Source organism: Streptomyces sp. NPDC051921 (assembly GCF_040680975.1).
Taxonomy (GTDB): Bacteria; Actinomycetota; Actinomycetes; order Streptomycetales; family Streptomycetaceae; genus Streptomyces.
Genome location: NZ_JBFAXU010000013.1, coordinates 175,041 through 197,460, shown reverse-complemented (window position 1 = coordinate 197,460; position 22,420 = coordinate 175,041). Strand labels below are relative to the sequence as shown.

21 protein-coding genes, 1 tRNA gene and 2 pseudogenes are annotated in these 22,420 nt (G+C 71.2%); 12 read left to right on the top strand and 12 right to left on the bottom strand.

Features of this window, described 5'->3' with window-relative positions; genetic code table 11:
- Positions 1-4: 4 nt before the first annotated feature.
- Positions 5-1,717, top strand: coding sequence for a GAF domain-containing protein (locus AB0M16_RS19355; RefSeq protein WP_365344354.1), 1,713 nt, complete (start codon positions 5-7; stop codon positions 1,715-1,717).
- A 257-nt stretch (positions 1,718-1,974) separates the two neighbouring features.
- Here AB0M16_RS19355 and AB0M16_RS19350 read toward each other — a convergent pair whose 3' ends face one another.
- The 3 genes from AB0M16_RS19350 to AB0M16_RS19340 all read right to left on the bottom strand — a co-directional run bounded on the left by AB0M16_RS19350 (position 1,975) and on the right by AB0M16_RS19340 (position 4,379).
- The gene (locus AB0M16_RS19350; protein WP_365344352.1) at positions 1,975-2,841 is read right to left on the bottom strand and encodes a Cof-type HAD-IIB family hydrolase; all 867 of its coding nucleotides are present in this window, start codon (positions 2,839-2,841) and stop codon (positions 1,975-1,977) included.
- A gap of 170 nt (positions 2,842-3,011) precedes the next feature.
- Entirely contained in the window at positions 3,012-3,905 is an 894-nt protein-coding gene (locus AB0M16_RS19345) for an LLM class flavin-dependent oxidoreductase (RefSeq protein WP_365344350.1), read from the bottom strand.
- 111 nt (positions 3,906-4,016) lie between these two features.
- Positions 4,017-4,379, bottom strand: coding sequence for a hypothetical protein (locus tag AB0M16_RS19340; protein WP_365344348.1), 363 nt, complete (start codon positions 4,377-4,379; stop codon positions 4,017-4,019).
- Positions 4,380-4,536: 157 nt separating this feature from the next.
- Here AB0M16_RS19340 and AB0M16_RS19335 point away from each other — a divergent pair, with 157 nt between their 5' ends.
- Genes AB0M16_RS19335 through AB0M16_RS19320 form a run of 4 tightly spaced genes read left to right on the top strand, consistent with a single transcriptional unit; the run spans position 4,537 to position 6,811 of the window.
- Entirely contained in the window at positions 4,537-4,848 is a 312-nt protein-coding gene (locus AB0M16_RS19335; RefSeq protein WP_365344346.1) for a hypothetical protein, read from the top strand.
- A 52-nt stretch (positions 4,849-4,900) separates the two neighbouring features.
- Positions 4,901-6,109, top strand: coding sequence for a hypothetical protein (locus AB0M16_RS19330; RefSeq protein WP_365344344.1), 1,209 nt, complete (start codon positions 4,901-4,903; stop codon positions 6,107-6,109).
- A 55-nt stretch (positions 6,110-6,164) separates the two neighbouring features.
- Positions 6,165-6,413: a hypothetical protein gene (locus AB0M16_RS19325; protein ID WP_365344342.1), complete on the top strand. Its 249-nt coding sequence runs from the start codon at positions 6,165-6,167 to the stop codon at positions 6,411-6,413.
- A complete protein-coding gene (locus AB0M16_RS19320) occupies positions 6,410-6,811 on the top strand; it encodes a DNA-binding protein (protein ID WP_365344340.1) in 402 nt (133 codons plus the stop codon). The genes AB0M16_RS19325 and AB0M16_RS19320 overlap by 4 nt, the downstream gene beginning before the upstream one ends.
- Before the next feature lie 76 nt (positions 6,812-6,887).
- Here the strand turns inward: AB0M16_RS19320 and AB0M16_RS19315 are convergent.
- The 5 genes and pseudogenes from AB0M16_RS19315 to AB0M16_RS19295 form a co-directional block, all read right to left on the bottom strand.
- Positions 6,888-7,112: pseudogene (locus tag AB0M16_RS19315) on the bottom strand (LLM class flavin-dependent oxidoreductase); the annotation flags it as partial.
- Positions 7,113-7,233: 121 nt separating this feature from the next.
- Positions 7,234-7,779 carry an RNA 2'-phosphotransferase gene (locus tag AB0M16_RS19310; RefSeq protein WP_365344338.1) on the bottom strand — a complete coding sequence of 182 codons (546 nt, stop codon included), beginning with the start codon at positions 7,777-7,779 and terminating at the stop codon, positions 7,234-7,236.
- Positions 7,780-7,868: 89 nt separating this feature from the next.
- Positions 7,869-8,816, bottom strand: coding sequence for a MerR family transcriptional regulator (locus AB0M16_RS19305; RefSeq protein ID WP_365344336.1), 948 nt, complete (start codon positions 8,814-8,816; stop codon positions 7,869-7,871).
- A 98-nt stretch (positions 8,817-8,914) separates the two neighbouring features.
- Positions 8,915-10,705 (bottom strand): SDR family oxidoreductase, encoded by a 1,791-nt coding sequence (locus AB0M16_RS19300; RefSeq protein ID WP_365344334.1) that lies wholly within the window; start codon positions 10,703-10,705, stop codon positions 8,915-8,917.
- Positions 10,705-11,571 carry a M24 family metallopeptidase gene (locus AB0M16_RS19295; protein ID WP_365344332.1) on the bottom strand — a complete coding sequence of 289 codons (867 nt, stop codon included), beginning with the start codon at positions 11,569-11,571 and terminating at the stop codon, positions 10,705-10,707. Before AB0M16_RS19295 ends, AB0M16_RS19300 begins: the two co-directional genes overlap by 1 nt.
- A 230-nt stretch (positions 11,572-11,801) precedes the next feature.
- On the opposite strand from AB0M16_RS19295, the gene AB0M16_RS19290 reads away from it, so the two are divergent.
- Genes AB0M16_RS19290 through AB0M16_RS19275 form a run of 4 tightly spaced genes read left to right on the top strand, consistent with a single transcriptional unit; the run spans position 11,802 to position 15,317 of the window.
- Positions 11,802-12,764: an ABC transporter ATP-binding protein gene (locus tag AB0M16_RS19290; protein ID WP_365344415.1), complete on the top strand. Its 963-nt coding sequence runs from the start codon at positions 11,802-11,804 to the stop codon at positions 12,762-12,764.
- Positions 12,761-13,675 (top strand): ABC transporter permease, encoded by a 915-nt coding sequence (locus AB0M16_RS19285; protein WP_365344330.1) that lies wholly within the window; start codon positions 12,761-12,763, stop codon positions 13,673-13,675. The genes AB0M16_RS19290 and AB0M16_RS19285 overlap by 4 nt, the downstream gene beginning before the upstream one ends.
- Positions 13,672-14,583: an ABC transporter ATP-binding protein gene (locus AB0M16_RS19280; RefSeq protein ID WP_365344328.1), complete on the top strand. Its 912-nt coding sequence runs from the start codon at positions 13,672-13,674 to the stop codon at positions 14,581-14,583. The genes AB0M16_RS19285 and AB0M16_RS19280 overlap by 4 nt, the downstream gene beginning before the upstream one ends.
- A gap of 14 nt (positions 14,584-14,597) precedes the next feature.
- On the top strand, positions 14,598-15,317 hold the full coding sequence (locus tag AB0M16_RS19275; RefSeq protein WP_365344326.1) for an ABC transporter permease subunit: 720 nt from the start codon (positions 14,598-14,600) through the stop codon (positions 15,315-15,317).
- Positions 15,318-15,351: 34 nt separating this feature from the next.
- Here the strand turns inward: AB0M16_RS19275 and AB0M16_RS19270 are convergent.
- Positions 15,352-16,542 (bottom strand): annotated as a pseudogene (locus AB0M16_RS19270) (MFS transporter); the annotation flags it as partial.
- Between the two features lie 329 nt (positions 16,543-16,871).
- On the bottom strand, positions 16,872-17,564 hold the full coding sequence (locus tag AB0M16_RS19265; RefSeq protein ID WP_365344323.1) for a GntR family transcriptional regulator: 693 nt from the start codon (positions 17,562-17,564) through the stop codon (positions 16,872-16,874).
- A 134-nt stretch (positions 17,565-17,698) separates the two neighbouring features.
- Here AB0M16_RS19265 and lpdA point away from each other — a divergent pair, with 134 nt between their 5' ends.
- The 3 genes from lpdA (at position 17,699) to AB0M16_RS19250 (ending at position 19,985) form a co-directional block, all read left to right on the top strand.
- A complete protein-coding gene (gene lpdA, locus AB0M16_RS19260; protein WP_365344321.1) occupies positions 17,699-19,102 on the top strand; it encodes a dihydrolipoyl dehydrogenase in 1,404 nt (467 codons plus the stop codon).
- A gap of 53 nt (positions 19,103-19,155) precedes the next feature.
- Positions 19,156-19,836, top strand: a complete 681-nt coding sequence (locus AB0M16_RS19255) for a rhomboid-like protein (RefSeq protein WP_365344319.1) — start codon at positions 19,156-19,158, stop codon at positions 19,834-19,836.
- Between the two features lie 64 nt (positions 19,837-19,900).
- A tRNA-Ser gene (locus tag AB0M16_RS19250) sits at positions 19,901-19,985 on the top strand.
- Between the two features lie 77 nt (positions 19,986-20,062).
- Here the strand turns inward: AB0M16_RS19250 and AB0M16_RS19245 are convergent.
- Positions 20,063-20,869 (bottom strand): HAD family hydrolase, encoded by an 807-nt coding sequence (locus AB0M16_RS19245; protein WP_365344317.1) that lies wholly within the window; start codon positions 20,867-20,869, stop codon positions 20,063-20,065.
- Positions 20,866-22,155 (bottom strand): serine--tRNA ligase, encoded by a 1,290-nt coding sequence (gene serS / locus AB0M16_RS19240; RefSeq protein WP_365344315.1) that lies wholly within the window; start codon positions 22,153-22,155, stop codon positions 20,866-20,868. The genes AB0M16_RS19245 and serS overlap by 4 nt, the downstream gene beginning before the upstream one ends.
- Positions 22,156-22,420: the final 265 nt, after the last annotated feature.

Below are 22,420 nucleotides of genomic sequence, written 5' to 3'. Positions count from 1 at the left end.
CCCCATGACCGCCGCCGTGCCCGACGCCCCGGACCCGCTCGAAGCCGCCACCCAGGCCACCCGCAGCCTGCACGGCCTGTCCACCGAGCTCACCGCGCGCGTGCCGCAGCTCCTGGAGGCGATGCGCTCCGTCGGCACCGGCCTCGAACTGCACTCCACGCTCGACCGGATCTGCGAGACGGCGGCCGAACTCGCCGACGCCCGCTACGCCGCGATCGGGGTCGTGGACGAGGAGGGCGACGGCCTCTCCGACTTCGTCACGTTCGGCGTCGACGACGACGTCGCCCGCCGTATCGGGCACCGGCCCGACGGGCACGCGGGGCTGCTCGGCGCGCTCATCCGGGAGCCGCAGACGATCCGGCTCGCCGATCTGTCGGCCGATCCGCGCTCGGCCGGCTTCCCGCCCGGGCACCCCCCGATGCGCACCTTCCTCGGCGTGCCGATCCGGGTCCAGGGCGAGATCTTCGGGAACCTCTACCTGGCCGAGAAGAACGGCGGCGTCGAGTTCAACGAGTACGACGTGCACATGGTCCGCGTGCTCGCCACCGAGGCGGGGATCGCCATCGGCAACGCCCGTCTCTACGAGGCCGCCCGGCAGCGGGAACGGTGGATCGACGGGTCCGTCGCCGTCACCACCGCCCTGCTCTCCGGCGGTGACGCCGACGACGCGCTCACGGTCGTCGCCGAGCAGGCCCGCCGGCTCGCCGACTCCGCCGCGGGCATCGTGCTGCTGCCGGCCGAGGAGGGCGGCCTGGAGATCGTCGCCGTCTCCTCGGCCCATGCGAGCACGTCGCTCGGGGTGGTGATCCCGCCCGAGAGCCCGGTGGTCGAGCTGCTGACGGAGGGCGAGGCGGTGTTCGTCGCGGACGCCTCCACGGACCCGCGGATGCTCACCAGCCTGTCCGCGCGGTACGGTCCCGCGATGCTGCTGCCGCTGCAGAGCGGCGGACGGGTGCTCGGCGCGCTCGCCACCCCGCGGGCACGCGGGGCCCGGCAGTTCACGGAGGCCGAGCGGACCCTGGCCACCCAGTTCGCCTCGCAGGCGGCGCTGGCTCTGATGATGGCCGAGGCTCAGCGGGACCGGGAGCGGCTCGCGGTCTTCGAGGACCGCGACCGGATCGCCCGTGACCTGCACGACCTGGTCATCCAGCGGCTCTTCGCCACCGGGATGATGTTGGAGAGCGCGCAGCGGAAGTCCATCGTGCCGGCCGTGCGCGAGGGCGTCGGCAAGGCCGTGGACGAGCTGGACGTGACCATCCAGGAGATCCGTACCGCGATCTTCGCCCTCCAGCAGGGGCCTACGGAGGCCCCGTCGGGGCTGCGCACCCGGGTGCTGCGGGAGATCAACATGGCGGCGGTGCCGCTGGGCTTCAAGCCCGCGCACCGTTTCGTGGGGGCGGTCGACGCGACGGTCGGCGACCTCACCGGCAAGAACCTGATCGCCGCCCTGCGCGAGGCGCTCTCGAACGCCTTCCGGCACGCGGAGGCGACCCGGATCGAGGTGGTCGTGGACTCCACCGTCTCGCTGCCCGACGGCACCCAGGGCGTGCGGCTCTCGGTCGCGGACGACGGCATCGGCCTTCCCGAGAGCGGCCGGCGCAGCGGCCTGCGCAACCTCGCCCGCCGCGCCGAATCGCTCGGCGGCGCGAGCTGGTGCGGACCCGGCATCGGAGAGGACGCCAGCGGTACGACGGTGATCTGGGAGGCCCCGCTCTAGGGGCGGCCCGCCGGTCACGCCGTAGGGGGCGGCCCGCCGGGCACACCGGGCACGCCGGGCTCGTGCGTCCGGCGCCGGGTTCGCCGGTCACGCCGGCTCGCGGTGTGCGGCACCGGGCCCCGCCGGTCACGCCGGGCTCGTGCGTCCGGCGCCGGGTTCGTCGGTCATGTTGGCTCGCGGTGTCAGGCACCGGGCCTCGCCGGGCCCGTGGGGGCCGGCACCGGGCCCGGGGCGTGAGTCCGGGCCCTCGTGGCGGCTCAGCCGTTCCGTACGGCCTCGGCCTCGGCGACCAGCTGCTCGATGACCACGGCCACGCCGTCGTCGTTGTTGCCGACGGTGCGGCCGGAGGCGGCGGCGATCACCTCGGGGTGGGCGTTGCCCATGGCGTACGAGCGGCCCGCCCAGCTGAGCATCTCGATGTCGTTCGGCATGTCGCCGAAGGCGGCGACCTCCTCGGGCGCGATGCCGCGCTCGGCGCAGCAGAGGGCGAGCGTGGAGGCCTTCGAGACGCCCAGCCCGCTGATCTCGATGAGCGCGGTGGGGCTGGAGCGGGTGAAGGAGGCCAGGTCGCCGGCGGCCGCGCGGGCGGTGGCGAGGAACACGTCCGGGTCGAGCTCGGGGTGCTGGGCGAGCAGCTTGATCACCGGGGCGGCCGCGCCGGGCGCCTCTTCGAAGAGCAGCTTCTCGGCGGTGGCGACGGTGGCGCCGGGGTCGAGGTAGAAGGGCGGGTACTCCGGCTCGTAGTGGATGCCGGTGGTGAGCTCGACGGCGAAGCTGGTGCCGGGGGCGGCGGTGCGCAGCGCGCGGACGACCTCGAGGGCGACGGGCCGCTCCAGCGGGCGGACCTCGAGAAACGTTCCACCCGCGTGGAGGTCGACGACCGCGGCGCCGTTGGCGCAGATCGCGAGGCCGTGGCCGTGCACGTGGGCGCTGACGACGTCCATCCAGCGGGCCGGGCGGCCGGTCACGAAGAAGACCTCGATGCCGGCCCGCTCGGCGGCGGCGAGGGCCGCGATCGTCCGCTCGGAGAGGGACTTGTCGTCCCGCAGCAGGGTGCCGTCGAGGTCGGTGGCGATCAGCCGGATGGCCGGGGCTTCGGGGCGCGCGGAGTGGGGTGAGGTCACCGCACCATTCTCCCGCACAATCTGCACGGGCGTGCGAGGGGGCGCACATCTGAGTAACGAGATGTGCGCCCCCGGTGACGCCCCCGCCCCGCTCGTCCGGGGGCCGGCGGCCCGGCGGGGCGTTCGGCGGGGCGGACGTCAGCCCAGCTGGGCGTTCGGCGGGGCGGACGTCAGCCCAGCTGGGCGAGCGCCTCCGTGGCGATCTTCTCGAAGACGGTCAGGTCGGCGGCGAAGTCCGAGTCGGGGATCGGCCAGTGGACCACGATCTCGGTGAAGCCGAGCTCCCGGTGGCGGCCGGCGAAGTCGACGAAGCCGTCCACGGAGCGCAGGATCGTGTTCTGCTCCGGGGTGAAGCCGGTGAGCAGGATCTTGTCCAGCTCCGCGACGTCCCGGCCGATCTCGGCGCATGCCTTGCCGAGCTTCTCGATCTGGCCGCGGACGGCGGCCAGCGACTGCTCCGGGGTCCCGTCCTCGTAGAGCTTCGGGTCGCCCGTCGTCACCCAGGCCTGGCCGTGCCGCGCCGCCAGCTTCAGGCCGCGCGGACCCGTCGCGGCGACCGCGAACGGCAGCCGGGGCCGCTGCACGCAGCCGGGGATGTTGCGGGCCTCGTCGGCGGAGTAGAAGGCGCCCTGCTGGGTCACGGCGTCCTCGGTGAGCAGCCGGTCGAGCAGCGGCACGAACTCGGCGAAGCGGTCGGCACGCTCACGCGGCGTCCAGGCCTCCTGGCCGAGCGCGGTGGCGTCGAAGCCGTTGCCGCCGGCGCCGATGCCGAGGGTGACGCGTCCGCCGGAGATGTCGTCCAGCGAGATGAGTTCCTTGGCGAGGGTCACCGGGTGCCGGAAGTTCGGCGAGGTCACGAGGGTGCCCAAACGCATACTCTGCGTAGCCATCGCCGCTGCGGTCAACGTGGGTACCGCTCCGAACCACGGACCGTCCCGGAAGCTGCGCCAGGACAGGTGGTCGTAGGTGTAGGCAGCGTGGAACCCGAGGTCTTCGGCCCGCCGCCAGATGTGCTGACCCTCGCTCCATCGGTGGACGGGAAGGATTACCGTGCTCAGTCGCATGCCTGCGACCCTATGCGCCGGTGACTGCGGGCAACAGAGCGCCAGGCTCCCGGTCGGGGCTGAGGTGGTCCCGTGTTGCGCGTGTGCGCTCCGGAGCGGTACCGGCACCCTTCAGCTCTCGCGGTAGCGTGCGAAGACGCGGGCGCGCTCCTGCTCCCAGGTCCAGTCCGCGTGCGTCCGGTGGAACGGAGCCCCGTTCGCCAGCTCGAAGAACTGGCCGGCGGGCCTGCCGGTCGCCCTGAGGATCACGATGGCGGAGAGCATGGGATCAGTCCCCTTGCTGTCCCGGCGGCAGGCGTCACCGAGGAGCTGGCTGATGATCGGGCCACGATAGTGGACGTTGTGCCCCTGGGCCTTCAGCTCTTCACTGAGGGACTTGTACCAGCCGTCGGTACGGCCCTCCCGCGCCCAACGCCGGAGGATTTCCATCGTCTCGTCCAGCGCTGCCAGGTACTCGGTGTCGCCCTGTCGCATCCGAACCTCTCATGTCCTCACTGGACTTCCACCGTATCCGGCAACGGCCCGCGCCGGCGCGTGCCGCAGGCCACTGTGCGTCCTCGTCGCTCCGAGGTGAGGCACCAGTGGCATCGTTGCCGCCCGGTGTCACCCTGGGGGCCGCTAGCGTTGCCTCATGGATGGGTGGGACACGGCCAAGCTTGAGGCCATGATCGAAGAGGCCACCGTCGACGCCTACACCGAAGACGAGCAGTTGACCGGTCTGTTCACGCTGCTTGAAGAGCACCTGGCCTTGCCCTTCACCACCGCCGTTCTCGGCGTCGAGGTGATCGTGCGCGGCATCGACCTCACGCCAGACGGCAGGATCGTCGCCATGTGCACTGGCGGCCGGGTTCGGCAGCCGATCGGAATCCTGGAGCTGCCTTTGCCCAGCCCCGCTCCCGAGGGCGCGGAGTGGATCGAGGCGTACCGTCACTGGGCCGGTTGAGGCCGGACACCTCTCACTTCACACGGAACCGGCTCGTACGAAAGGGCTGAACGTGGCCGAGGCCGCACAGGGCGCACGTCAGGGCGCCCATGAACCGTCATTGGCTGATCTCATCAAGCGCAGCACCGAATTGAAGGGGCGGCTGGTCACTTTCGCGCAGAGTGCCCGCTTCGACCGGTGGTTGACACCCCTCCTGCTGGAGGCCGCTGGGCCTGAAAGGCAGTTGGACGAGGGTGAGGCGATCCGGATCACCGACCACTTCATCCTGCGGTACCGCCTGCCGGACGGTTCGACCGTGGTGGACCGGTTCGTCGCCGGCCGGAAGGACTTGACCACGGCCGAGCGGGAGATGCTGCTCGGCTGGCGTGGCCCGGTCGAGGGCATCTTCGAGATTCGGCGCAAGGACGGGGATGCCATCGTCCTGCTCAACCTTGTAGACGACCTGGAGTACCGCACGTACTCGAACGTCGGCCGGGTGGCCTTCCGCGGAGTGTCCAAGGGGGGATTCCTCCATACCTGCCTGGTACCCGTCCACTCGGCCGACGGGGCGTGGTTGGTGTCCGGGGCGATGACGAGCTACCCCAGGTCCAGCGCCACCGAGATCGCCCAAGCAGCCCTGCAACTGGCCACGCACCACCCCGAACTGGTTTTCCGCAACCCCGAGAAGATCGAGCAGGGGTGGAAGCTGATGCGGGAGGACCGGGCAGCGTTCGTCGAGTTCTGCGGTGGCGACGAACTGGTCCTTCCGCCTGCCGAAGCCGAGGACCTCCTCAACGCCTACTACCACCACCGCCAAAAGGCAGCCGTCGCCGCACAGCCCAGCCGTGCCCGACGCGAGCGGTTCCCCGGCCTCGACCTGCCCTTCTTCGAGCTGCCGTCAGAACTGGCGGACTCGGACACCGTCGGCGTCATCTACGACCAGGTCGACGGGCTCAACTTCTACGCCGACTACGGGATGCTGCGGGACCTCTTCGCAGACCCCGCCCTCACGGGTCGCAGACAGCACCAGGACCTGCTGCGCACGTACCTGCGCGAGGAGTCGATCACGCCACTGCCGATCCGCCGGCTGGCCGCCGCTCACCCGGAGACGGCGGACACCGTGTTCCGGAAACTGCTGAGGAAGCCCGGATTCACCTGGAGCGAGCACGGCGACGCGCTGCTACGCCGACGCAAGCCCTGGTACTACGAGAGCGACCCGCGCCCTGGGGTGTCCGTGATCGGCGACCGCCTGAGTGAACTGCTCAGCGCGGGACGACGCTGAGGTCGTACGCGGAGAAGCCCGACAGACGGCCTGCATACCGCAGTATGCTGACTCCATGGCTGATACGACCCGCATCACGGTCACTCTGCCCACCGAACAGGTGGCGGAGCTGAAGAGGCTCACGGACAACGTCTCCGGCTACGTCGCGGAGGCGGTCGCCCGCCAGATCAGACACCAGCTGCTCGGTGAGGAGCTGCGCCGCTACGAGGAGGAGCACGGCGCGTTCACCGACGAGGAGCTGGCCGCGGCCCGGGCCAGGATCTTCGGCCCGGCCGGGCACGAGGAGCCGGCGAGCGCCGCGTGAGCCACCGCATCGAGACCGTCGTACTGGACTCCCAAGGGCTGTCTGCCTGGATCTCGCAAGACCGGGCCGTGCTCGCGATGATCCGGTCCTTCCACTCGATGGCTGCCGATCTCGTGGTCTGTGCCAACACCATCGTGGAAGTCATGCACGCCCGGGTGAACACCGCCCGACTGAACTGGGTCCTCTCCCAGGTCAAGGTCGAAGCGGTGACCGAGCAGGCGGCCAGGGCCGCCGCCGGGCTGCTGAAAGAGGCCGGCCTGCACGGCCACAAGTACGCGATCGATGCCACCGTCGCTGAGCTGGCGATCCGCCAGCCAGGCCCGGTGGCCATGCTCACGTCGGACGTCGACGACATGACCAAGCTGTGCGGTAACCGCGTCCGAATCATCGCGATCTGATCCGCTTCGGGCGCGACCAAGTCGCCCCTACGTATGTTTCCCCAGGTCAGGCTGCGATAGGTGAACAAGGCTTGACTGAGGTGACGAGCGTGCCGAGGCGCATCCGCTCGGTCGCGGTGGCGGCGGCGGTGAGCGTGGGCAGGGCGCCGAACCAGGTGCGGTCGCGGAAGGAGCGCCAGGACAGGTGGTCGTAGGTGTAGCCGGCGTGGAAGCCCAGGTCTTCGGCCCGCTGCCACGTGGCACGCCCGCCCTCGTGCCAGCGGTCGACGGGAAGGATCACGGTGCTGAGGCGCAAGGTCATACCGACGAGCGTACGTGCGTGACGGGCGGTCCCGCGGAGCCGTGTGTCACCGCACGCTGCGCGAGAGCCAGGGGTGAGGGTGTGCTGGGGGACGAGCTCTGCCCGGAACCGGGCAGGGCGGTCAGCCGGGGAAGCGGATGAACTCGGGCGGGACGCCGTCGCTGAGCCAGACGCCGTTGGCGCTGACGTGGAAGACGTGGCCGGCGCGGTGCATGGCGCCGGCGTCGACGCTCAGCACCACGGGACGGCCGCGGCGGGCGCCCACCCGGGTGGCGGTCTCGCGGTCGGGCGAGAGGTGCACGTGGTGGCGGGCCATGGGCCGCAGGCCCTCGGCCCGGATGGCGGGCAGGCTGGCCGCGACCGTACCGTGGTAGAGGTACGCGGGCGGCTCGACGGCCGGCAGGCCGAGGTCCACCGGGACCGTGTGGCCCTGGCTGGCGCGGATGCGGGTGCCCTCGATCGCGAAGCGCTTCTTGTCGTTGGCGGCGACGACGTGGTCGAGCTCGGCGCGGGTGATCGGGAAGCCGTGGGCGGCGGCGGCCTCCAGGAGCGCGTCGATCTCCGTCCAGCCCTGCGGGTCGAGCACGAGCCCGATGCGTTCGGGCTGGTGGCGCAGGTGCTTCGAGAGGTACTTCGACACCTTCACGGTGCGCTTCTCGTCATTCATGAATGCATTGAAGCCCCAGGTTTGATCCACAGCCAAGTGGGTTTATCCACAGGCCACTTGGCAATTCTGTGGACAACAGCCCGCCGCCCTCAGGCGTCTTGGCCGATTTGCCTGTCATGTGCGGCATTTGAGGCAAGAGTGTCCAATGTTCTGGTCTGCACCTCTCGTTCGGTCGCCGCCGTGACGAACGCCGCCACGTTCTCCGGGCCGACGAGGCGTTCCACGGCCCGAATCGTCTCCGGTGGCAGCGCCACCGAACGCGGCTCACGGCCCGTCGGCGGCGGCGCGTCGGGCGACAGGTGGAACTGCAGGTGGCGGGTGGCGAACAGGCGCATGGCGCGGGCCAGTTCGGCGTCCACCGTCTGCTGGGCGAGCGGCCGCAGCCGCCGCACCAGGGTGGCCGCCTCGGCCGCGTCCGCGTCCGTCGGCGGCCGGTGCTCCAGATAGCGCGCGAAGACGTGCTCCGTCGTGAACTCCAGGAAGCGCGAGGCGATGTGTTCGACCTGCCCGCGAAGTTCCCTCAGGTGCCCGGTGATCGCCGCCAGCGGAACGCCCGCCGCGTACAACTCGGCGGCCACCGCAAGCTCTTGCGGACTCGGCACGAGGTACTCCTCGGTGTCCCGGTCCGGGATGCGCTCCAGGACCCCGAGCTCGATCGCCTCCCGCACGGCCGCCTCGTCGGGCTCGCCGCCGAAGCGCGCGTCCAGCTCGGACCGCGAGATCCGGTCGGCCTCCTCGTCCGTCCACGGGCCGTCGACCTCGGCGACCAGACCGAGCACCCCGCCGAGCCCGCGCCCGGCGTCCCAGGCCTCCAGGAGCTCCTTGATGGAGGCCAGGGTGTAGCCGCGGTCCAGCAGGTCCGCGATCTGGCGCAGCCGGGCGAGGTGCGTGTCCCGGTACACGTTCGACCGGCCGCGCCGCTCCGGTCGGGGCAGCAGGCCGCGGTCCTGGTAGGCGCGGATGGTCCGGACCGTGGCCCCGCTGTGATGGGCCAGATCCTCGATCCGGTACTCCGGCTGTGCTGACTGCTCGGGCAAACCCGCTCCCACCGACCGCTCCTCCACCCCGACCTGCCAGGGCCCTCCTGCGAGGGATCGTACGACCGCCCCGCACAGGAAGCCCCCGCGCGGAGCGCCTACGCCGGCGGCTGCCAGCGGGCCAGCGCCCGCAGCGCGCCCGGGGCCAGCCGCGCCATCAGGTGGGCGCCGCGGGCCTCCGGGGTCACCGGGACGACGGCCCGGTCGTGCAGCACCGCCCGCAGGATCGCGTCCGCGACCTTCTCCGGCGGGTAGTTGCGCAGCCCGTAGAGCCGCGAGGCCTTCTTCTGGCGCCGCCTCTCCTCGGCTTCGTCCGTGACGCCGGCGAACCGCGCGGTCGCCGTGATGTTGGTGTTCACGATGCCTGGGCAGATCGCCGAGACCCCGATCCCCCGGTCCGCGAGCTCGGCCCGCAGGCACTCGCTCAGCATCAGCACCGCCGCCTTGGACGTGCTGTACGCGGGCAGGGCGCGCGAGGGCTGGAAGGCCGCCGCGGACGCCGTGTTGACGATGTGGCCGCCCTGGCCGCGCTCGGCCATCTGGGCGCCGAAGACGCGGCATCCGTGGATCACGCCCCACAGATTGACGTCGAGGACCCGCTTCCACTCCTCGCTCGTGGTCTCGAAGAAGGAGCCGGTCAGACCGATGCCCGCGTTGTTGACCAGCACGTCGACCACGCCGTACTCGCTCGCCACCTTCGCGGCCAGCTTCTCCATCGCCTGCTCGTCGGCGACGTCGGCGGTCTCGCCCCAGGCCTCGGGCGCCCCGATGAGCCGGGACATCTCGGCCGTACGGGCCGCGCCCTCGGCGTCCCGGTCCACCGCGATCACCCGGGCGCCGGCCTCGGCGAACGCGAAGGCCGTGGCCCGGCCGATGCCGCTGGCCGCGCCGGTCACCAGGACCAGCTGGCCGCCGAAGCGCTCCGCGTACTCCGGGCGCACCCCGCTCGTCGCCGCCGTCCTCGGCGCCCTGGTCGCCGGGTCCTCGTTCGCCTCGACGAACTCGGTGATCCAGGAGGCCAGTTGGTCGGGCCGGGTGCGCGGCACCCAGTGCTTGGCCGGCAGGGTCCGCCGGGTGAGGTCCGGCACCCAGTCGGCCAGGTCGTCGTAGAGCCGCTCGGAGAGGAAGGCGTCGCCGGTCGGCGTGATCAGCTGCACGGGCGCGTGCGCGAAGGCGTCGGCCCGCGGGCGGGAGAGCCGCGCCCGCACGTTGTCGCGGTAGAGCCAGGCGCCGTGCGCCGCGTCGCCGGGCAGGGACGGCGTGGGGTAGTCGCCGGCGGGGACCCGCTCGACGCGCTCCAGGATCTTGGGCCAGCGCCGGCCGAGCGGCCCGCGCCAGGCGAGCTCCGGCAGCACGGGGGTGTGCAGCATGTACACGTACCAGGACTTGGCGCCCTGGCCGAGCAGCTGGCCGACCCGGCGCGGGGTGGGCCGCGTCATCCGGCTCTTGATCCAGTGCCCGAAGTGGTCGAGGGACGGGCCGGACATCGAGGTGAAGGAGGCGATCCGGCCCTCGGTGCGGGGGACCGTCACGAACTCCCAGGACTGCACGGAGCCCCAGTCGTGGCCGACCAGGTGCACCGGCCGGTCCGGGCTGACCGCGTCCGCGACCGCCAGGAAGTCGTCGGTCAGCTTCTCCAGCGTGAAGCCGCCGCGCAGCGGGGTCGGCGCCGTGGAGCGGCCGTGTCCCCGGATGTCGTACAGCACCACGTGGAACCGCTCGGCGAGCCGGGGCGCGACCTCCGACCAGACCTCCTTGGAGTCCGGATAGCCGTGCACGAGCAGCACCGTCGGCCGGCTCTCGTCGCCCAGCTCGGCCACGCACAGATCTATCCCGCCGGTGCGGACCCAGCGCTCCCGCGCGCCGCCCAGTCCGGTGTTCGCCCCCATCAGACCGCTCCTTCGTTCCAGCGCCGCACGTGCGGCAGGTCGTCGTCCAGCCAGAACGCGCTCTGCTCGGGGTCCTTGGAGTCGGTGACGACCAGGATCTCCTCGAACTTCGCGCCCGTCCCCCGGAATCCGAGGTGCGGCTCGACCGCCCACAGGCCCGGCATGGGCGGGTGGTCGGAGAACTTGTACGGCGACCACAGCGGCGACCAGCCGTCCCGGTGGCCGTGCAGGGCGTCGCTCGCCAGGCCCTTGAGGGACTGCGTACCGAAGCCGAACAGCGTGGGCGCCCAGCGGCGCTCCTTCACGCGGTCGATCTTGTGGGCGATGACGCCGAACGGATAGGCCCGGTGCCGATTGGCGTACCCCTGGCGGACCATGAGCCGGTCCACGTCCTCGTAGATCTCGCGCAGCGTGCGGCGTTCGCGCACCTCGCGCAGGATCAGCTCGCGATGCTCCCTGAGATCGGCGAGCAGCTTGTCGTGGACGGGGTTGAGGCCCAGGGAGCCCGAGTAGCCGATGTCCGCCGTGTAGCCCTTGTGGACCGGGGCCATGTCCAGGATGAACGGCATCCCGGCCTCCAGGCGCCGGTTCGTCGGGAAGAACTGGAGCGGGATCCTGAAGTCGACGAAGGCGGTGCGGTCCCCGAACCAGGCGAAGGGCCGGTGGAACCAGTCCTTCACCCCGCGCTCGTACAGCCACTCCCGCTGCATCCGGGCCGCCTCGCGCTCGGTCACGCCCGGCTTGAGCTGCGCCGCGACGGCCTCCGCGCACGCGTATGCGAGCCGCTGCACCTCTCTGAACCCGCGCAGCTCCGCGGTGAGTCCGCGCGTCACCGCCGCGCCCGCTGCCGTACCTGCCGCTGCCATGCCACCCCGCCCGTCCTGTGTGAGCGTCCGGATGCGCTACGCGTCCGTAACTTGACATCGATGAATGTGACAATGCTCGGCGGCTGCGTCAAGAGGCGTGCACAGGCCTGTGGAAAACGAGACCTTGGTCGCTCCTCCCCTACGGGCGTGTACGCCTGGAGTCGGACATGGATCGAGCCGTTGGGCTGACGCCCGCCGTGACGCACGCCACTACCGTCGAATGCGTGACTGTGATCGCTACCGAAAGCCTCAGCAAGCGGTTCCCCCGGGTGACCGCTCTCGACCGGCTCTCCCTGGACATCGGGCCCGGTGTGACCGGACTGGTGGGTGCCAACGGAGCCGGCAAGTCCACGATGATCAAGATCCTTCTCGGTCTGTCCCCCGCCACGGAAGGCCGCGCCGAGGTCCTCGGACTCGACGTCGCGACCTCCGGCGCCCAGATCCGCGAGCGCGTCGGCTACATGCCGGAGCACGACTGCCTGCCGCCCGACGTCTCGGCGACCGAGTTCGTCGTCCACATGGCGCGCATGTCCGGGCTGCCCGCGACCGCCGCCCGCGAGCGGACCGCGGACACCCTGCGCCACGTCGGCCTGTACGAGGAGCGCTACCGCCCCATGGGCGGCTACTCGACCGGCATGAAGCAGCGCGTGAAACTGGCCCAGGCCCTCGTCCACGACCCGCAGCTGGTGCTGCTCGACGAGCCGACCAACGGCCTCGACCCGGTCGGCCGTGACGACATGCTCGGCCTGATCCGGCGGGTGTGGACCGACTTCGGCATCTCGGTCCTCGTCACCTCGCACCTGCTCGGCGAGCTGGAGCGCACCTGCGACCACGTCGTCGTCATCGACGGCGGCCGGCTGCTCCGCTCCAGCTCGACCAGCGACTTCACCCGCAGCACCACGACCCTCGCGGTCGAGGTCACGGACTCCGACGCCCACCCCGACGGCACCGAGGCGCTCCGCGCCGCCCTCACCGCGGCGGGCGTCACCCTGCACGCGGGCGTGGAGGACGGGCTGCCCGGCGCCGGTCACATCCTGCTCCTGGAGGCCACCGGCGAGGACACCTACGACCTCGTCCGGGACACCGTCGCCGGACTCGGCCTCGGCCTCGTCCGCATGGAGCAGCGCCGCCACCACATCGCCGAGGTGTTCAAGCCGCAGGCCGAGCAGCAGGAGGAGGTGCCGGCGCGATGAGTTCCGAGACCCCCGACACCGCGCGGACCCCCGAGACCACGCAGATCCACAACATCGGCTACCGCGGCTACGACGGCCCGCGCCTCGGCCGCTCCTCGGCCCGCCGGGCGCTGTTCTCGCAGTCGCTGCGCGGCGCGTACGGACTCGGCCGCAGCGCCAAGTCCAAGGTGCTGCCGATGCTGCTGTTCGCGGTGATGTGCGTGCCCGCACTGATCATCGTCGCGGTCGCGGTCGTCACCAAGTCCGCGAAGCTGTCGATCGAGTACACCCAGTACGCGATCTACCTCCAGATGGTGATCGCCATCTTCGTGGCCGCCCAGGCCCCGCAGTCGGTCTCCCGGGACCTCAGGTTCCGCACCGTTCCGCTCTACTTCGCCCGCCCGATCGAGCGCGTGGACTACGTGCTCGCCAAGTACGGGGCGATGGCCTCCGCGATGTTCATCCTCACCGCCTCCCCGCTGCTGATTCTCTGGATCGGTTCGCTGCTCGCCAAGATGGACTTCGGCGAGCAGACGCAGATGTTCGGCCAGGGCCTCGTCTCCGTGGCGCTGCTCTCGCTGCTCTTCGGCGGCATCGGCCTCGTCATGGCGGCCCTCACCCCCCGTCGCGGCTTCGGTGTCGCCGCCGTCATCGCGATCCTGGTGATCTCCTACGGGGCGGTCTCCACCCTCCAGGGAATCGCCTACGGCACCGACAACCTCGACGCCATCAAGTGGATCGGCCTCTTCTCGCCGATCACCCTCATCGACGGCGTGCAGACCGCCTTCCTCGGCGCTCCCTCCGCCTTCCCCGGCGGGGCGGACGCCGCTCCGGGCGCCGGAGCCGGCGTGGTCTATCTGCTGGTCGTCCTCGCGCTCATCGCCGGTTCGTACGGCGTGCTCATGCGCCGCTACCGAAAGGTCGGGCTGTGACCTCGATCCACATCGACCACGCTTCCCGCTGGTTCGGCAACGTGGTGGCCGTCAACGACGTCACCATGACCATCGGCCCCGGCGTCACCGGCCTGCTCGGTCCCAACGGCGCCGGGAAGTCCACCCTCATCAACATGATGGGCGGCTTCCTCGACCCCTCCACCGGCACCGTCACCCTCGACGGCGAGGCGATCTGGCGCAACGAGTCGGTCTACAAGAAGATCGGCATCGTTCCCGAGCGGGAGGCGATGTACGACTTCCTCACCGGCCGCGAATTCGTCGTCGCCAACGCGGAGTTGCAGGGCCTGGGCGACAAGGAGGCCCAACGGGCCCTCGCCACGGTGGAGATGGAGTACGCCCAGGACCGCAAGATCGCCACGTACAGCAAGGGCATGCGGCAGCGCGTGAAGATGGCCTCGGCCCTCGTCCACGAGCCGTCGGTGCTGCTGCTCGACGAGCCGTTCAACGGCATGGACCCGCGCCAGCGCATGCAGTTGATGGACCTGCTGCGCCGGATGGGCGCCGAGGGCCGCACGGTGCTGTTCTCCTCGCACATCCTGGAGGAGGTCGAGCAGCTCGCCTCGCACATCGAGGTGATCGTGGCCGGACGGCACGCGGCCTCCGGCGACTTCCGCCGCATCCGCCGGCTGATGACCGACCGGCCGCACCGCTATCTCGTCCGGTCCAGTGACGACCGGGCGCTGGCGGCCGCGCTGATCGCCGACCCGTCGACGGCCGGCATCGAGGTCGACCACAAGGAGGGCGCCCTGCGCGTCCAGGCCGTGGACTTCGGCCGGTTCACCGAGCTGCTGCCCAAGGTCGCCAAGGAGCGCGGCATCCGGCTCCTGACGGTCTCGCCCTCCGACGAGTCCCTCGAATCCGTCTTCTCGTATCTCGTAGCGGCCTGAAAGGAGCCCGACCGATGTACAACCCCACTGTTGCCCGGCTCACCTACCGGGCCCTCCTCGGCCGCCGACGGGCCCTGATCCTCTTCGCGTTGCCCGCGATGCTGATCGTGATCGCCGCCGCCGTCCGCATGTTCAACGGCGCCGACGACCAGGTCGCCGCCAACGTCCTGGGCGGCTTCGCGCTGGCCACGATGGTGCCGCTGATCGGCGTGATCGCCGGCACCGGCGCGATCGGCCCGGAGATCGACGACGGCTCGATCGTCTACCTCCTGGCCAAGCCGGTGAAACGCCCGACGATCATCGTCACCAAGCTGTTCGTCGCGGTCGCCGTGACCATGGTCTTCTCCGCCGTGCCCACGCTGATCGCCGGCTTCGTCCTCAACGGCAACGGGCAGCAGGTCGCGGTCGCCTACACCGTGGCGGCCCTGGTGGCCTCCATCGCGTACAGCGCGCTGTTCCTGCTCCTCGGCACGGTCAGCCGGCACGCGGTCGTCATCGGCCTGGTCTACGCCCTGGTGTGGGAGGCCCTGTTCGGCTCCCTGATCGCGGGCGCCCGCACCCTCAGCGTCCAGCAGTGGGCGCTCGCCCTCGCCGAGAAGGTGACCGGCGACAGCCTCATCACCTCCGAGGTGGCCCTGCCGACGGCGGTGGTGCTGCTGGTCGCGGTGACCGTCGGCGCGACCTGGTTCGCGGGCCGCAAGCTGCGCACCATGACCCTCGCGGGCGAGGAGTAGCCCCACCGGCCGCGGCACCGGAGCCGTACGGGACTCAGACCGTACGGCTCCGGGCCGCGAGCAGACCGACGGCCAGCGCCGTCGCGCACACGCCGAGCACGGCGACGATCGGCGGTGTCCAGGAGCCCGTCGCCTGGTGCAGCGCCCCGGCGGCCAACGGGCCCGCGGCGGCCATCAGATAGCCCACGGTCTGGGCCATCCCGGACAGCCGCGACGCGGTCATCGCGTCGCCCGTGCGCAGCACGATCAGGGTGAGCGCCAGGCCCACCGCCCCGCCCTGGCCGACGCCCAGGAGCGCCGACCACAGCCAGGCGCCCTGCACCGGGGCGCCCATGAGGCCCGCGTAGCCGCTCGCGACCAGCATGGTCACCAGGACGACCAGCGGGCGCTGGCTCCGCATCCGGCCGGCGAGCAGTGGCACGGCGAAGGCGCCCACCACCTGCAGCAGGTTGTTGAAGGCGAAGACGACACCGGCGGCCGACCGGCTCATCCCGTGGTCCGTGAAGATCGTCGGCATCCAGGCGATCAGGACGTACGTCCACAGCGACTGCAGTCCCATGAACAGGGTCACCTGCCAGGCCAGCGCCGACCGCCACACCGAGCGGGCCGGCGTCACGGGGCCGGCCGTCCGCCCCTCGCGGCCCGTACGGCCCCGGGCGATCAGCACCTGCGGCAGCCAGGCGAGCGCCGCCCCCGCCGCGAGCAGCGACCAGAAGCCGAGCGAGGCCTGCCAGCCGCCCAGCGCGCGTTCGAGCGGGACGGAGGAGGCCGCGACGACGGTCGCGCCCGCGATCATCGCGCCCGTGTAGACGGAGGTCATCGACGCGGCCCGGTCCGGGAAGTCCCGCTTGATCAGGCCCGGCATCAGCACGTTCAGGAGTGCGATCGCCGTTCCGACCAGCACGCCGCCGCAGTAGAGCGCGGCCGCCGACGGCAGGATCCGCACCAGGATGCCCGCGCCGAGCAGCAGCAGCGCCCCGAGCAGCACCCGCTCGGCACCGAGGCGCCGGCCGAGCCAGGGCGCCACGAGCGCGCCGAGCCCCAGGAACAGCACCGGCACCGAGGTCACCAGGGAGCTGGCGGCCGAGGACAGCCCGTACGTCTCCGCCAGCTCGCCCACCAGCGGCGACACGCTCGCGAGGGCGGCGCGCATGTTGAGCGAGGCCAGCACGATGCCGCCCATGAGCAGCGCCGGGTGCGCGAGCCGCGCCCGCCGCGCGGCCGCTTCCGCGGCGAACGGCCGGCCCCCGACCGCGGCGCCGACCCCAGGCCGGGCTCCGGACGGTTCCGATGCGGACAGCCGCGATCCGGAGGGCCTCGATCCGGAGGGCCTCGATCCGGACGGCCCCGCCCCCGACGGCTCCGATCCGGACAGCCCTGCCGCGGACGGCCTCGACCCCGACGGCTCCGATACCGACAGTGCCGCGGACGGCCCCGGTCCGGACAGCACCGATCCGGACGGCCCCGCCCCCGACGGCTCCGATCCGGACAGCCCTGCCGCGGACGGCCTCGACCCCGACGGCCCCGATCCGGCGGGCAGCTTCGCGTCGGCCGTCACAGTGCACCGCCCGACCGCTCCTCGGACAGCGCCGCGTGCGTCTCCATCGGCAGCCGCAGCAGTTCCCGGGCGCCCGCCTCCGCGGCCTCCGCGTCGCCGTTCTCGATGGCCACGACGACCGCCTCGTGCAGGTCGATGTCGACCGGCGGCATCGCCCGGTCGCCGAGCCCGTCCACCAGGACCTCGTGCACCTGGGTGGAGAAGAAGCGGTACACCTCGCGGAAGGCCGTGTTGTGGGTGGCCTCGACGACCGCGAGGTGGAAGGCCAGGTCGGCGTCCGCGTCACGGTCGCCCTCCTCGCGCAGGGTGGCCAGGGCCGCCCTCAGCCGCAGCAGGTCGTGGGTGTCCCGCCGGACCGCGGCGAGCCGCGCGGCCTCGGCCTCCAGTGCGGCCCGCAGCTCCAGGACGTCACGGGCGCCCGCGTGTCGCACGCCCTGGAGGACGGCGGCCGGGTCGGCGGTGGAGCGGACGAAGGTGCCGTTGCCCTGCCGTGACTCCAGGAGACCGGAGTGCACCAGGACCCGGACCGCCTCGCGGACGGTGTTGCGGCCGACGCCGAGCAGCTGGGCGAGCTCGTGCTCGGTGGGGATGCGGTCGCCGACCGCCCACTCGCCCTCGGCGAGCTGTGCCCTCAGCTGCTCCACCACGGAGTCCACCAGGGAGGTGCGTCCCGCCGCCTTCAGTGCCATCGAAACCCCTATTCGCCCGGTTGCCCAGTCATCCTACAAGTGACCTCCCTCGCGTCCCCGGCCGGCCCGCAGCGACCGGACTACTGTGGGCTCGTACGTGTGCCGAACACCCTCACCACCCTCGGGAGTCAGTCATGTCAGACCGCTTCGACGTCGTCGTACTCGGAGCTGGCCCCGGCGGCTACGTCGCCGCCATCCGCGCCGCCCAGCTGGGCAAGCGGGTCGCGGTCGTCGAGGAGAAGTACTGGGGCGGTGTCTGCCTGAACGTCGGCTGCATCCCCACCAAGGCGCTGCTGCGCAACGCCGAACTCGCCCACATCTTCAACCACGAGGCCAAGACCTTCGGCATCAAGGTCGACGGCACCGTGTCCTTCGACTACGGCGAGGCGTTCCGCCGCAGCCGCACGGTCGCGGACGGCCGCGTCAAGGGCGTCCACTTCCTGATGAAGAAGAACGGGATCACCGAGTTCGACGGCCGGGGCACCTTCCTCGACGCGAACACCCTCCAGGTGGCGAAGTCCGACGGCACCACGCAGACCATCAGCTTCGACAACTGCATCATCGCCACCGGCGCCACCGCGCGTCTGCTGCCCGGCACCTCCCTGAGCGACCGCGTCGTCAGCTACGAGGAGCAGATCCTCGCCGAGGACGCCCCGCAGTCGATCATCATCGCGGGCGCCGGCGCGATCGGCATCGAGTTCGCCTACGTGCTGAACAACTACGGCACCAAGGTGACCATCGTCGAGTTTCTCGACCGCATGGCGCCGCTGGAGGACGAGGAGGTGTCCAAGGAGCTCGCCAAGCAGTACCGCAAGCTCGGCATCGACGTCCTCACCTCCACCCGCGTCGACGCGATCGACGAGTCCGGCCCGCAGGTCCGCGTCACGGTCACCGGCAAGGACGGCGCGCAGAAGGTCCTGGAGGCCGACAAGGTCCTGCAGGCCATCGGCTTCGCCCCGAACGTCGCCGGGTACGGCCTGGAGAACACCGGTGTCGCGCTGACCGAGCGCGGTGCCGTCGACGTCGACGGCCGCTGCCGCACCTCCGTGCCGCACATCTACGCCATCGGTGACGTCACCGCGAAGCTGATGCTCGCGCACACCGCCGAGGCCATGGGCGTCATCGCCGCCGAGACCATCGCGGACGCCGAGACCATGGAACTCGACTACCCGATGATCCCGCGCGCCACGTACTGCCAGCCGCAGATCGCCAGCTTCGGCTACACCGAGGCGCAGGCCCGCGAGAAGGGGTACGACGTCAAGGTCGCCAAGTTCCCCTTCATGGCGAACGGCAAGGCCCACGGCCTGGGCGACTCCACCGGCTTCGTGAAGATCGTCGCCGACGCCAAGTACGGCGAGATCATCGGCGCCCACCTGATCGGTCCGGACGTCACCGAGCTCCTCCCCGAGCTGACGCTGGCCCAGCAGTGGGACCTCACCGTCCACGAGGTCGCCCGCAACGTCCACGCGCACCCGACCCTCGGCGAGGCCGTCAAGGAAGCCATCCACGGCATCGCGGGACACATGATCAATTTCTGAGTTCGGGGTTTTCTCTCAGGTTTCCCCCATAAAGGGGTGATAGGCACAGAGATGTGCCGAGTGAATCTCCCTCTCATGTGCCGGGTGGCGAACCGTCCCGACCGATCAGGTCGTGGGTGCGTTCGTCACCCGGTACGCATGTCTGGCTGGCGATCATCACGCTCACCAGCCTGGTCGTCGCGCTCTCCTCGGAGGCTCTCGGGCACTATCTGCTGCACCGCAGCAGCAGCAATCTCCACGAGCTCTCCCGTCATCCGATGCGGGCGCTGCTCGGCAGCGCCTTCTGGATCGAGAATCCGGCGAGCCTGCCCTTCTACGCCGTGCTCTTCGAGCTGTTCCACGCGCCGGTCGAGCGCTGGCTCGGCACGGTGAAGTGGCTGGCCGTCGTCACCACCGCGCATGTCGCGGCCACCCTGATCAGCCAGAACGTGGTGCTGGCGGCGATCCAGGACCACGACGTGCCGCGCAGCATGGCGCACGTCGTCGACATCGGGGTGAGCTACGGCCTCGCGGCCTCGGTCGGCATCCTGACCTACCGTCTGCCGCGGCCCTGGCGCTGGCCGTACCTCGCCGGAGCGGTGGCGTTGTTCGCCGTACCGCTGGTCACCAACCACACGTACACGGATCTGGGCCATGCGATCTCGCTGGTCATCGGGCTGGCGTTCTGGCCGGTCACACGGTCGGCGCCGGGGAGAAAACCGTTGGTGCGGGGCCGGGCCCCCGGCGCACACTGAGGGCGTGAGACCGGGGGCGGCCGCTTCGAGCGCGCGGCGGCGAACCGCGCGGGCCGCCCCGCCCGGAGGATTGGCCGAGTGGTAAGGCAGCGGCTTGCTAAGCCGTAGTCGGGGTCAGCCCCGCGCGCGTTCGATCCGCGCATCCTCCGCCCATGCCGGTGCCGCACGGGCCCGAGCCTCGACGACCCACGGGCCGTGCGGCGCCGGGAGCGGCGGCAGGGCCTGTCTAGACGCCGAGCAGGCGCTCCAGGACGACGGCGATGCCGTCCTCCTCGTTCGAGCCGGTGACCTCGTCGGCCACCGCCTTCAGCTCCTCATGGGCGTTGGCCATGGCCACGCCGTGGGCCGCCCAGCCGAACATCGGGATGTCGTTGGGCATGTCGCCGAAGGCGATCGTCTCCGCGGCCTTCACGCCGAGCCGGCGGGCGGCCAGGGAGAGGCCGGTCGCCTTGCTGAGGCCCAGCGGCACGACCTCGACGATCCCCGGGCCGGCCATGACGACGTCGACGAGACCGCCGACCGTCTCGCGGGCGATCCGGGTCAGCTGGTCGTCGGTGAGCGTCGGGTGCTGCACGTAGAGCTTGGTGAGCGGGGCCGACCACAACTCCGCGGGGTCCTCGTACGACACGTACGGCAGCGGCCCCTCCTGGACCCGGTAGCCGGGGCCGATCAGGACCTCGCCCTCCAGGCCGTCGCGGCTGGCGGCCACGGCGAGCGGCCCGACCTCCGCCTCGATCTTGGAGAGGGCGAGCCCGGCGAGCTGCCGGTCGAGGGTCAGGGAGGTCAGCAGCCGGTGCTCGCCGGCGTGGTAGACCTGCGCGCCCTGGCCGCAGACGGCGAGCCCCTCGTAGCCGAGGTCGTCCAGGATGTGCCGGGTCCAGGGCACCGCCCGCCCGGTCACGACGATGTGTGCCGCCCCCGCCGCCGTGGCGGCGGTGAGGGCGTCCCGAGTGCGGTCGGAGATGGACTCGTCGGCCCGCAGCAGCGTGCCGTCGAGGTCCGTCGCGACCAGGCGGTAGGGGAAGGGGCTCACTTGGAGATCGGCTCCAGGACCTCACGGCCGCCGAGGTAGGGGCGCAGCACCTCGGGCACCCGCACCGAACCGTCGGCCAGCTGGTGGTTCTCCAGGATCGCCACGATGGTGCGCGGGACGGCGCACAGCGTGCCGTTCAGGGTGGCCAGCGGCTGCACCGTCTTCTTGCCCTCCTTCTCGTCGCGCATGCGCACGGAGAGGCGGCGGGCCTGGAAGCCGTCGCAGTTGGACGCGGAGGTCAGCTCGCGGTACTTGCCCTGGGTCGGGATCCAGGCCTCGCAGTCGAACTTGCGCGAGGCGGAGGCGCCCAGGTCGCCGGTGGCGACGTCGATCACCTGGAAGGGCAGCTCCAGGGAGGTCAGCCACTGCTTCTCCCACTCCAGGAGACGCTTGTGCTCGGCCTCGGCGTCCTCCGGAGCGACGTACGAGAACATCTCGACCTTGTCGAACTGGTGGACGCGGAAGATGCCGCGGGTGTCCTTGCCGTACGTGCCGGCCTCGCGGCGGAAGCACGGCGAGAAGCCGGCGTACCGCAGCGGCAGCTTGTCGGCGTCGATGATCTCGTCCATGTGGTACGCGGCGAGCGGGACCTCGGAGGTGCCGACCAGGTAGTAGTCGTCCTTCTCCAGGTGGTACACGTTCTCCGCGGCCTGGCCGAGGAAGCCGGTGCCCTCCATGGCGCGCGGGCGGACCAGCGCGGGGGTGAGCATCGGGATGAAGCCGGCCTCGGTGGCCTGCGCGATCGCCGCGTTGACGAGGGCGAGCTCCAGGAGCGCGCCGACGCCGGTCAGGTAGTAGAAGCGCGAGCCGGAGACCTTGGCGCCGCGCTCGACGTCGATGGCGCCGAGCGCCTCGCCGAGCTCCAGGTGGTCCTTGGGCTCGAAGCCCTCGGCCGCGAAGTCGCGGATGGTGCCGTGCGTCTCGAGGACGACGAAGTCCTCCTCGCCGCCGACCGGCACGTCCGCGTGGACGATGTTGCCGAGCTGCAGCAGCAGGGCGCGGGCCGTCTCGTCGGCCTCGTTCTGCTCGGCCTCGGCGGCCTTGACGTCGGTCTTGAGCTGTTCGGCCTTCTGCAGGAGCGTGGCGCGCTCCTCGGGGGAGGCCTTCGGGATCAGCTTGCCGAGCGCCTTCTGCTCGGAGCGGAGTTCGTCGAAGCGGACGCCGGACGACCTGCGCCGCTCATCGGCGGAGAGCAGGGCGTCGACGAGGCCGACGTCCTCTCCACGGGCGCGCTGGGAGGCGCGAACACGGTCGGGGTCCTCACGGAGCAGGCGAAGGTCAATCACCCCACCAGGCTACCGGTGCCACTGGGAGCGGCCCTACTCGATATGGCAATGCGTGTCACTTTGCCCGAATTGCTTTATTTTCCCGTGTTTCTTTCATCCCGGGCTTCTCCACAGCAATGCACAGTGAGGGTGAGTTATCCACAGGCTGTGCGAAAGATCTGTGGACGGCGAAGACCCGTGATCTTCGCGATCTTTTTCCCACTCCTTCGAGTGGGAATTGCTCGCTCCAAAGAGTGGCACGTCGGAATGGGGGTGACAGGCATTT

Excerpts from the sequence above, each read along its gene's own strand:
- lpdA (WP_365344321.1), top strand. The coding sequence starts at position 17,699 with ATGTCAGACCGCTTCGACGTCGTCGTACTCGGAGCTGGCCCCGGCGGC.
- AB0M16_RS19265 (WP_365344323.1), bottom strand. The coding sequence starts at position 17,564 with ATGGCACTGAAGGCGGCGGGACGCACCTCCCTGGTGGACTCCGTGGTG.
- AB0M16_RS19310 (WP_365344338.1), bottom strand. The coding sequence starts at position 7,779 with ATGAATGACGAGAAGCGCACCGTGAAGGTGTCGAAGTACCTCTCGAAG.
- AB0M16_RS19300 (WP_365344334.1), bottom strand. The coding sequence starts at position 10,705 with ATGGGGGCGAACACCGGACTGGGCGGCGCGCGGGAGCGCTGGGTCCGC.
- AB0M16_RS19340 (WP_365344348.1), bottom strand. The coding sequence starts at position 4,379 with ATGCGACAGGGCGACACCGAGTACCTGGCAGCGCTGGACGAGACGATG.
- AB0M16_RS19345 (WP_365344350.1), bottom strand. The coding sequence starts at position 3,905 with ATGCGACTGAGCACGGTAATCCTTCCCGTCCACCGATGGAGCGAGGGT.
- AB0M16_RS19355 (WP_365344354.1), top strand. The coding sequence starts at position 5 with ATGACCGCCGCCGTGCCCGACGCCCCGGACCCGCTCGAAGCCGCCACC.
- AB0M16_RS19325 (WP_365344342.1), top strand. The coding sequence starts at position 6,165 with ATGGCTGATACGACCCGCATCACGGTCACTCTGCCCACCGAACAGGTG.
- AB0M16_RS19285 (WP_365344330.1), top strand. The coding sequence starts at position 12,761 with ATGAGTTCCGAGACCCCCGACACCGCGCGGACCCCCGAGACCACGCAG.
- AB0M16_RS19295 (WP_365344332.1), bottom strand. The coding sequence starts at position 11,571 with ATGGCAGCGGCAGGTACGGCAGCGGGCGCGGCGGTGACGCGCGGACTC.
- AB0M16_RS19335 (WP_365344346.1), top strand. The coding sequence starts at position 4,537 with ATGGATGGGTGGGACACGGCCAAGCTTGAGGCCATGATCGAAGAGGCC.
- AB0M16_RS19275 (WP_365344326.1), top strand. The coding sequence starts at position 14,598 with ATGTACAACCCCACTGTTGCCCGGCTCACCTACCGGGCCCTCCTCGGC.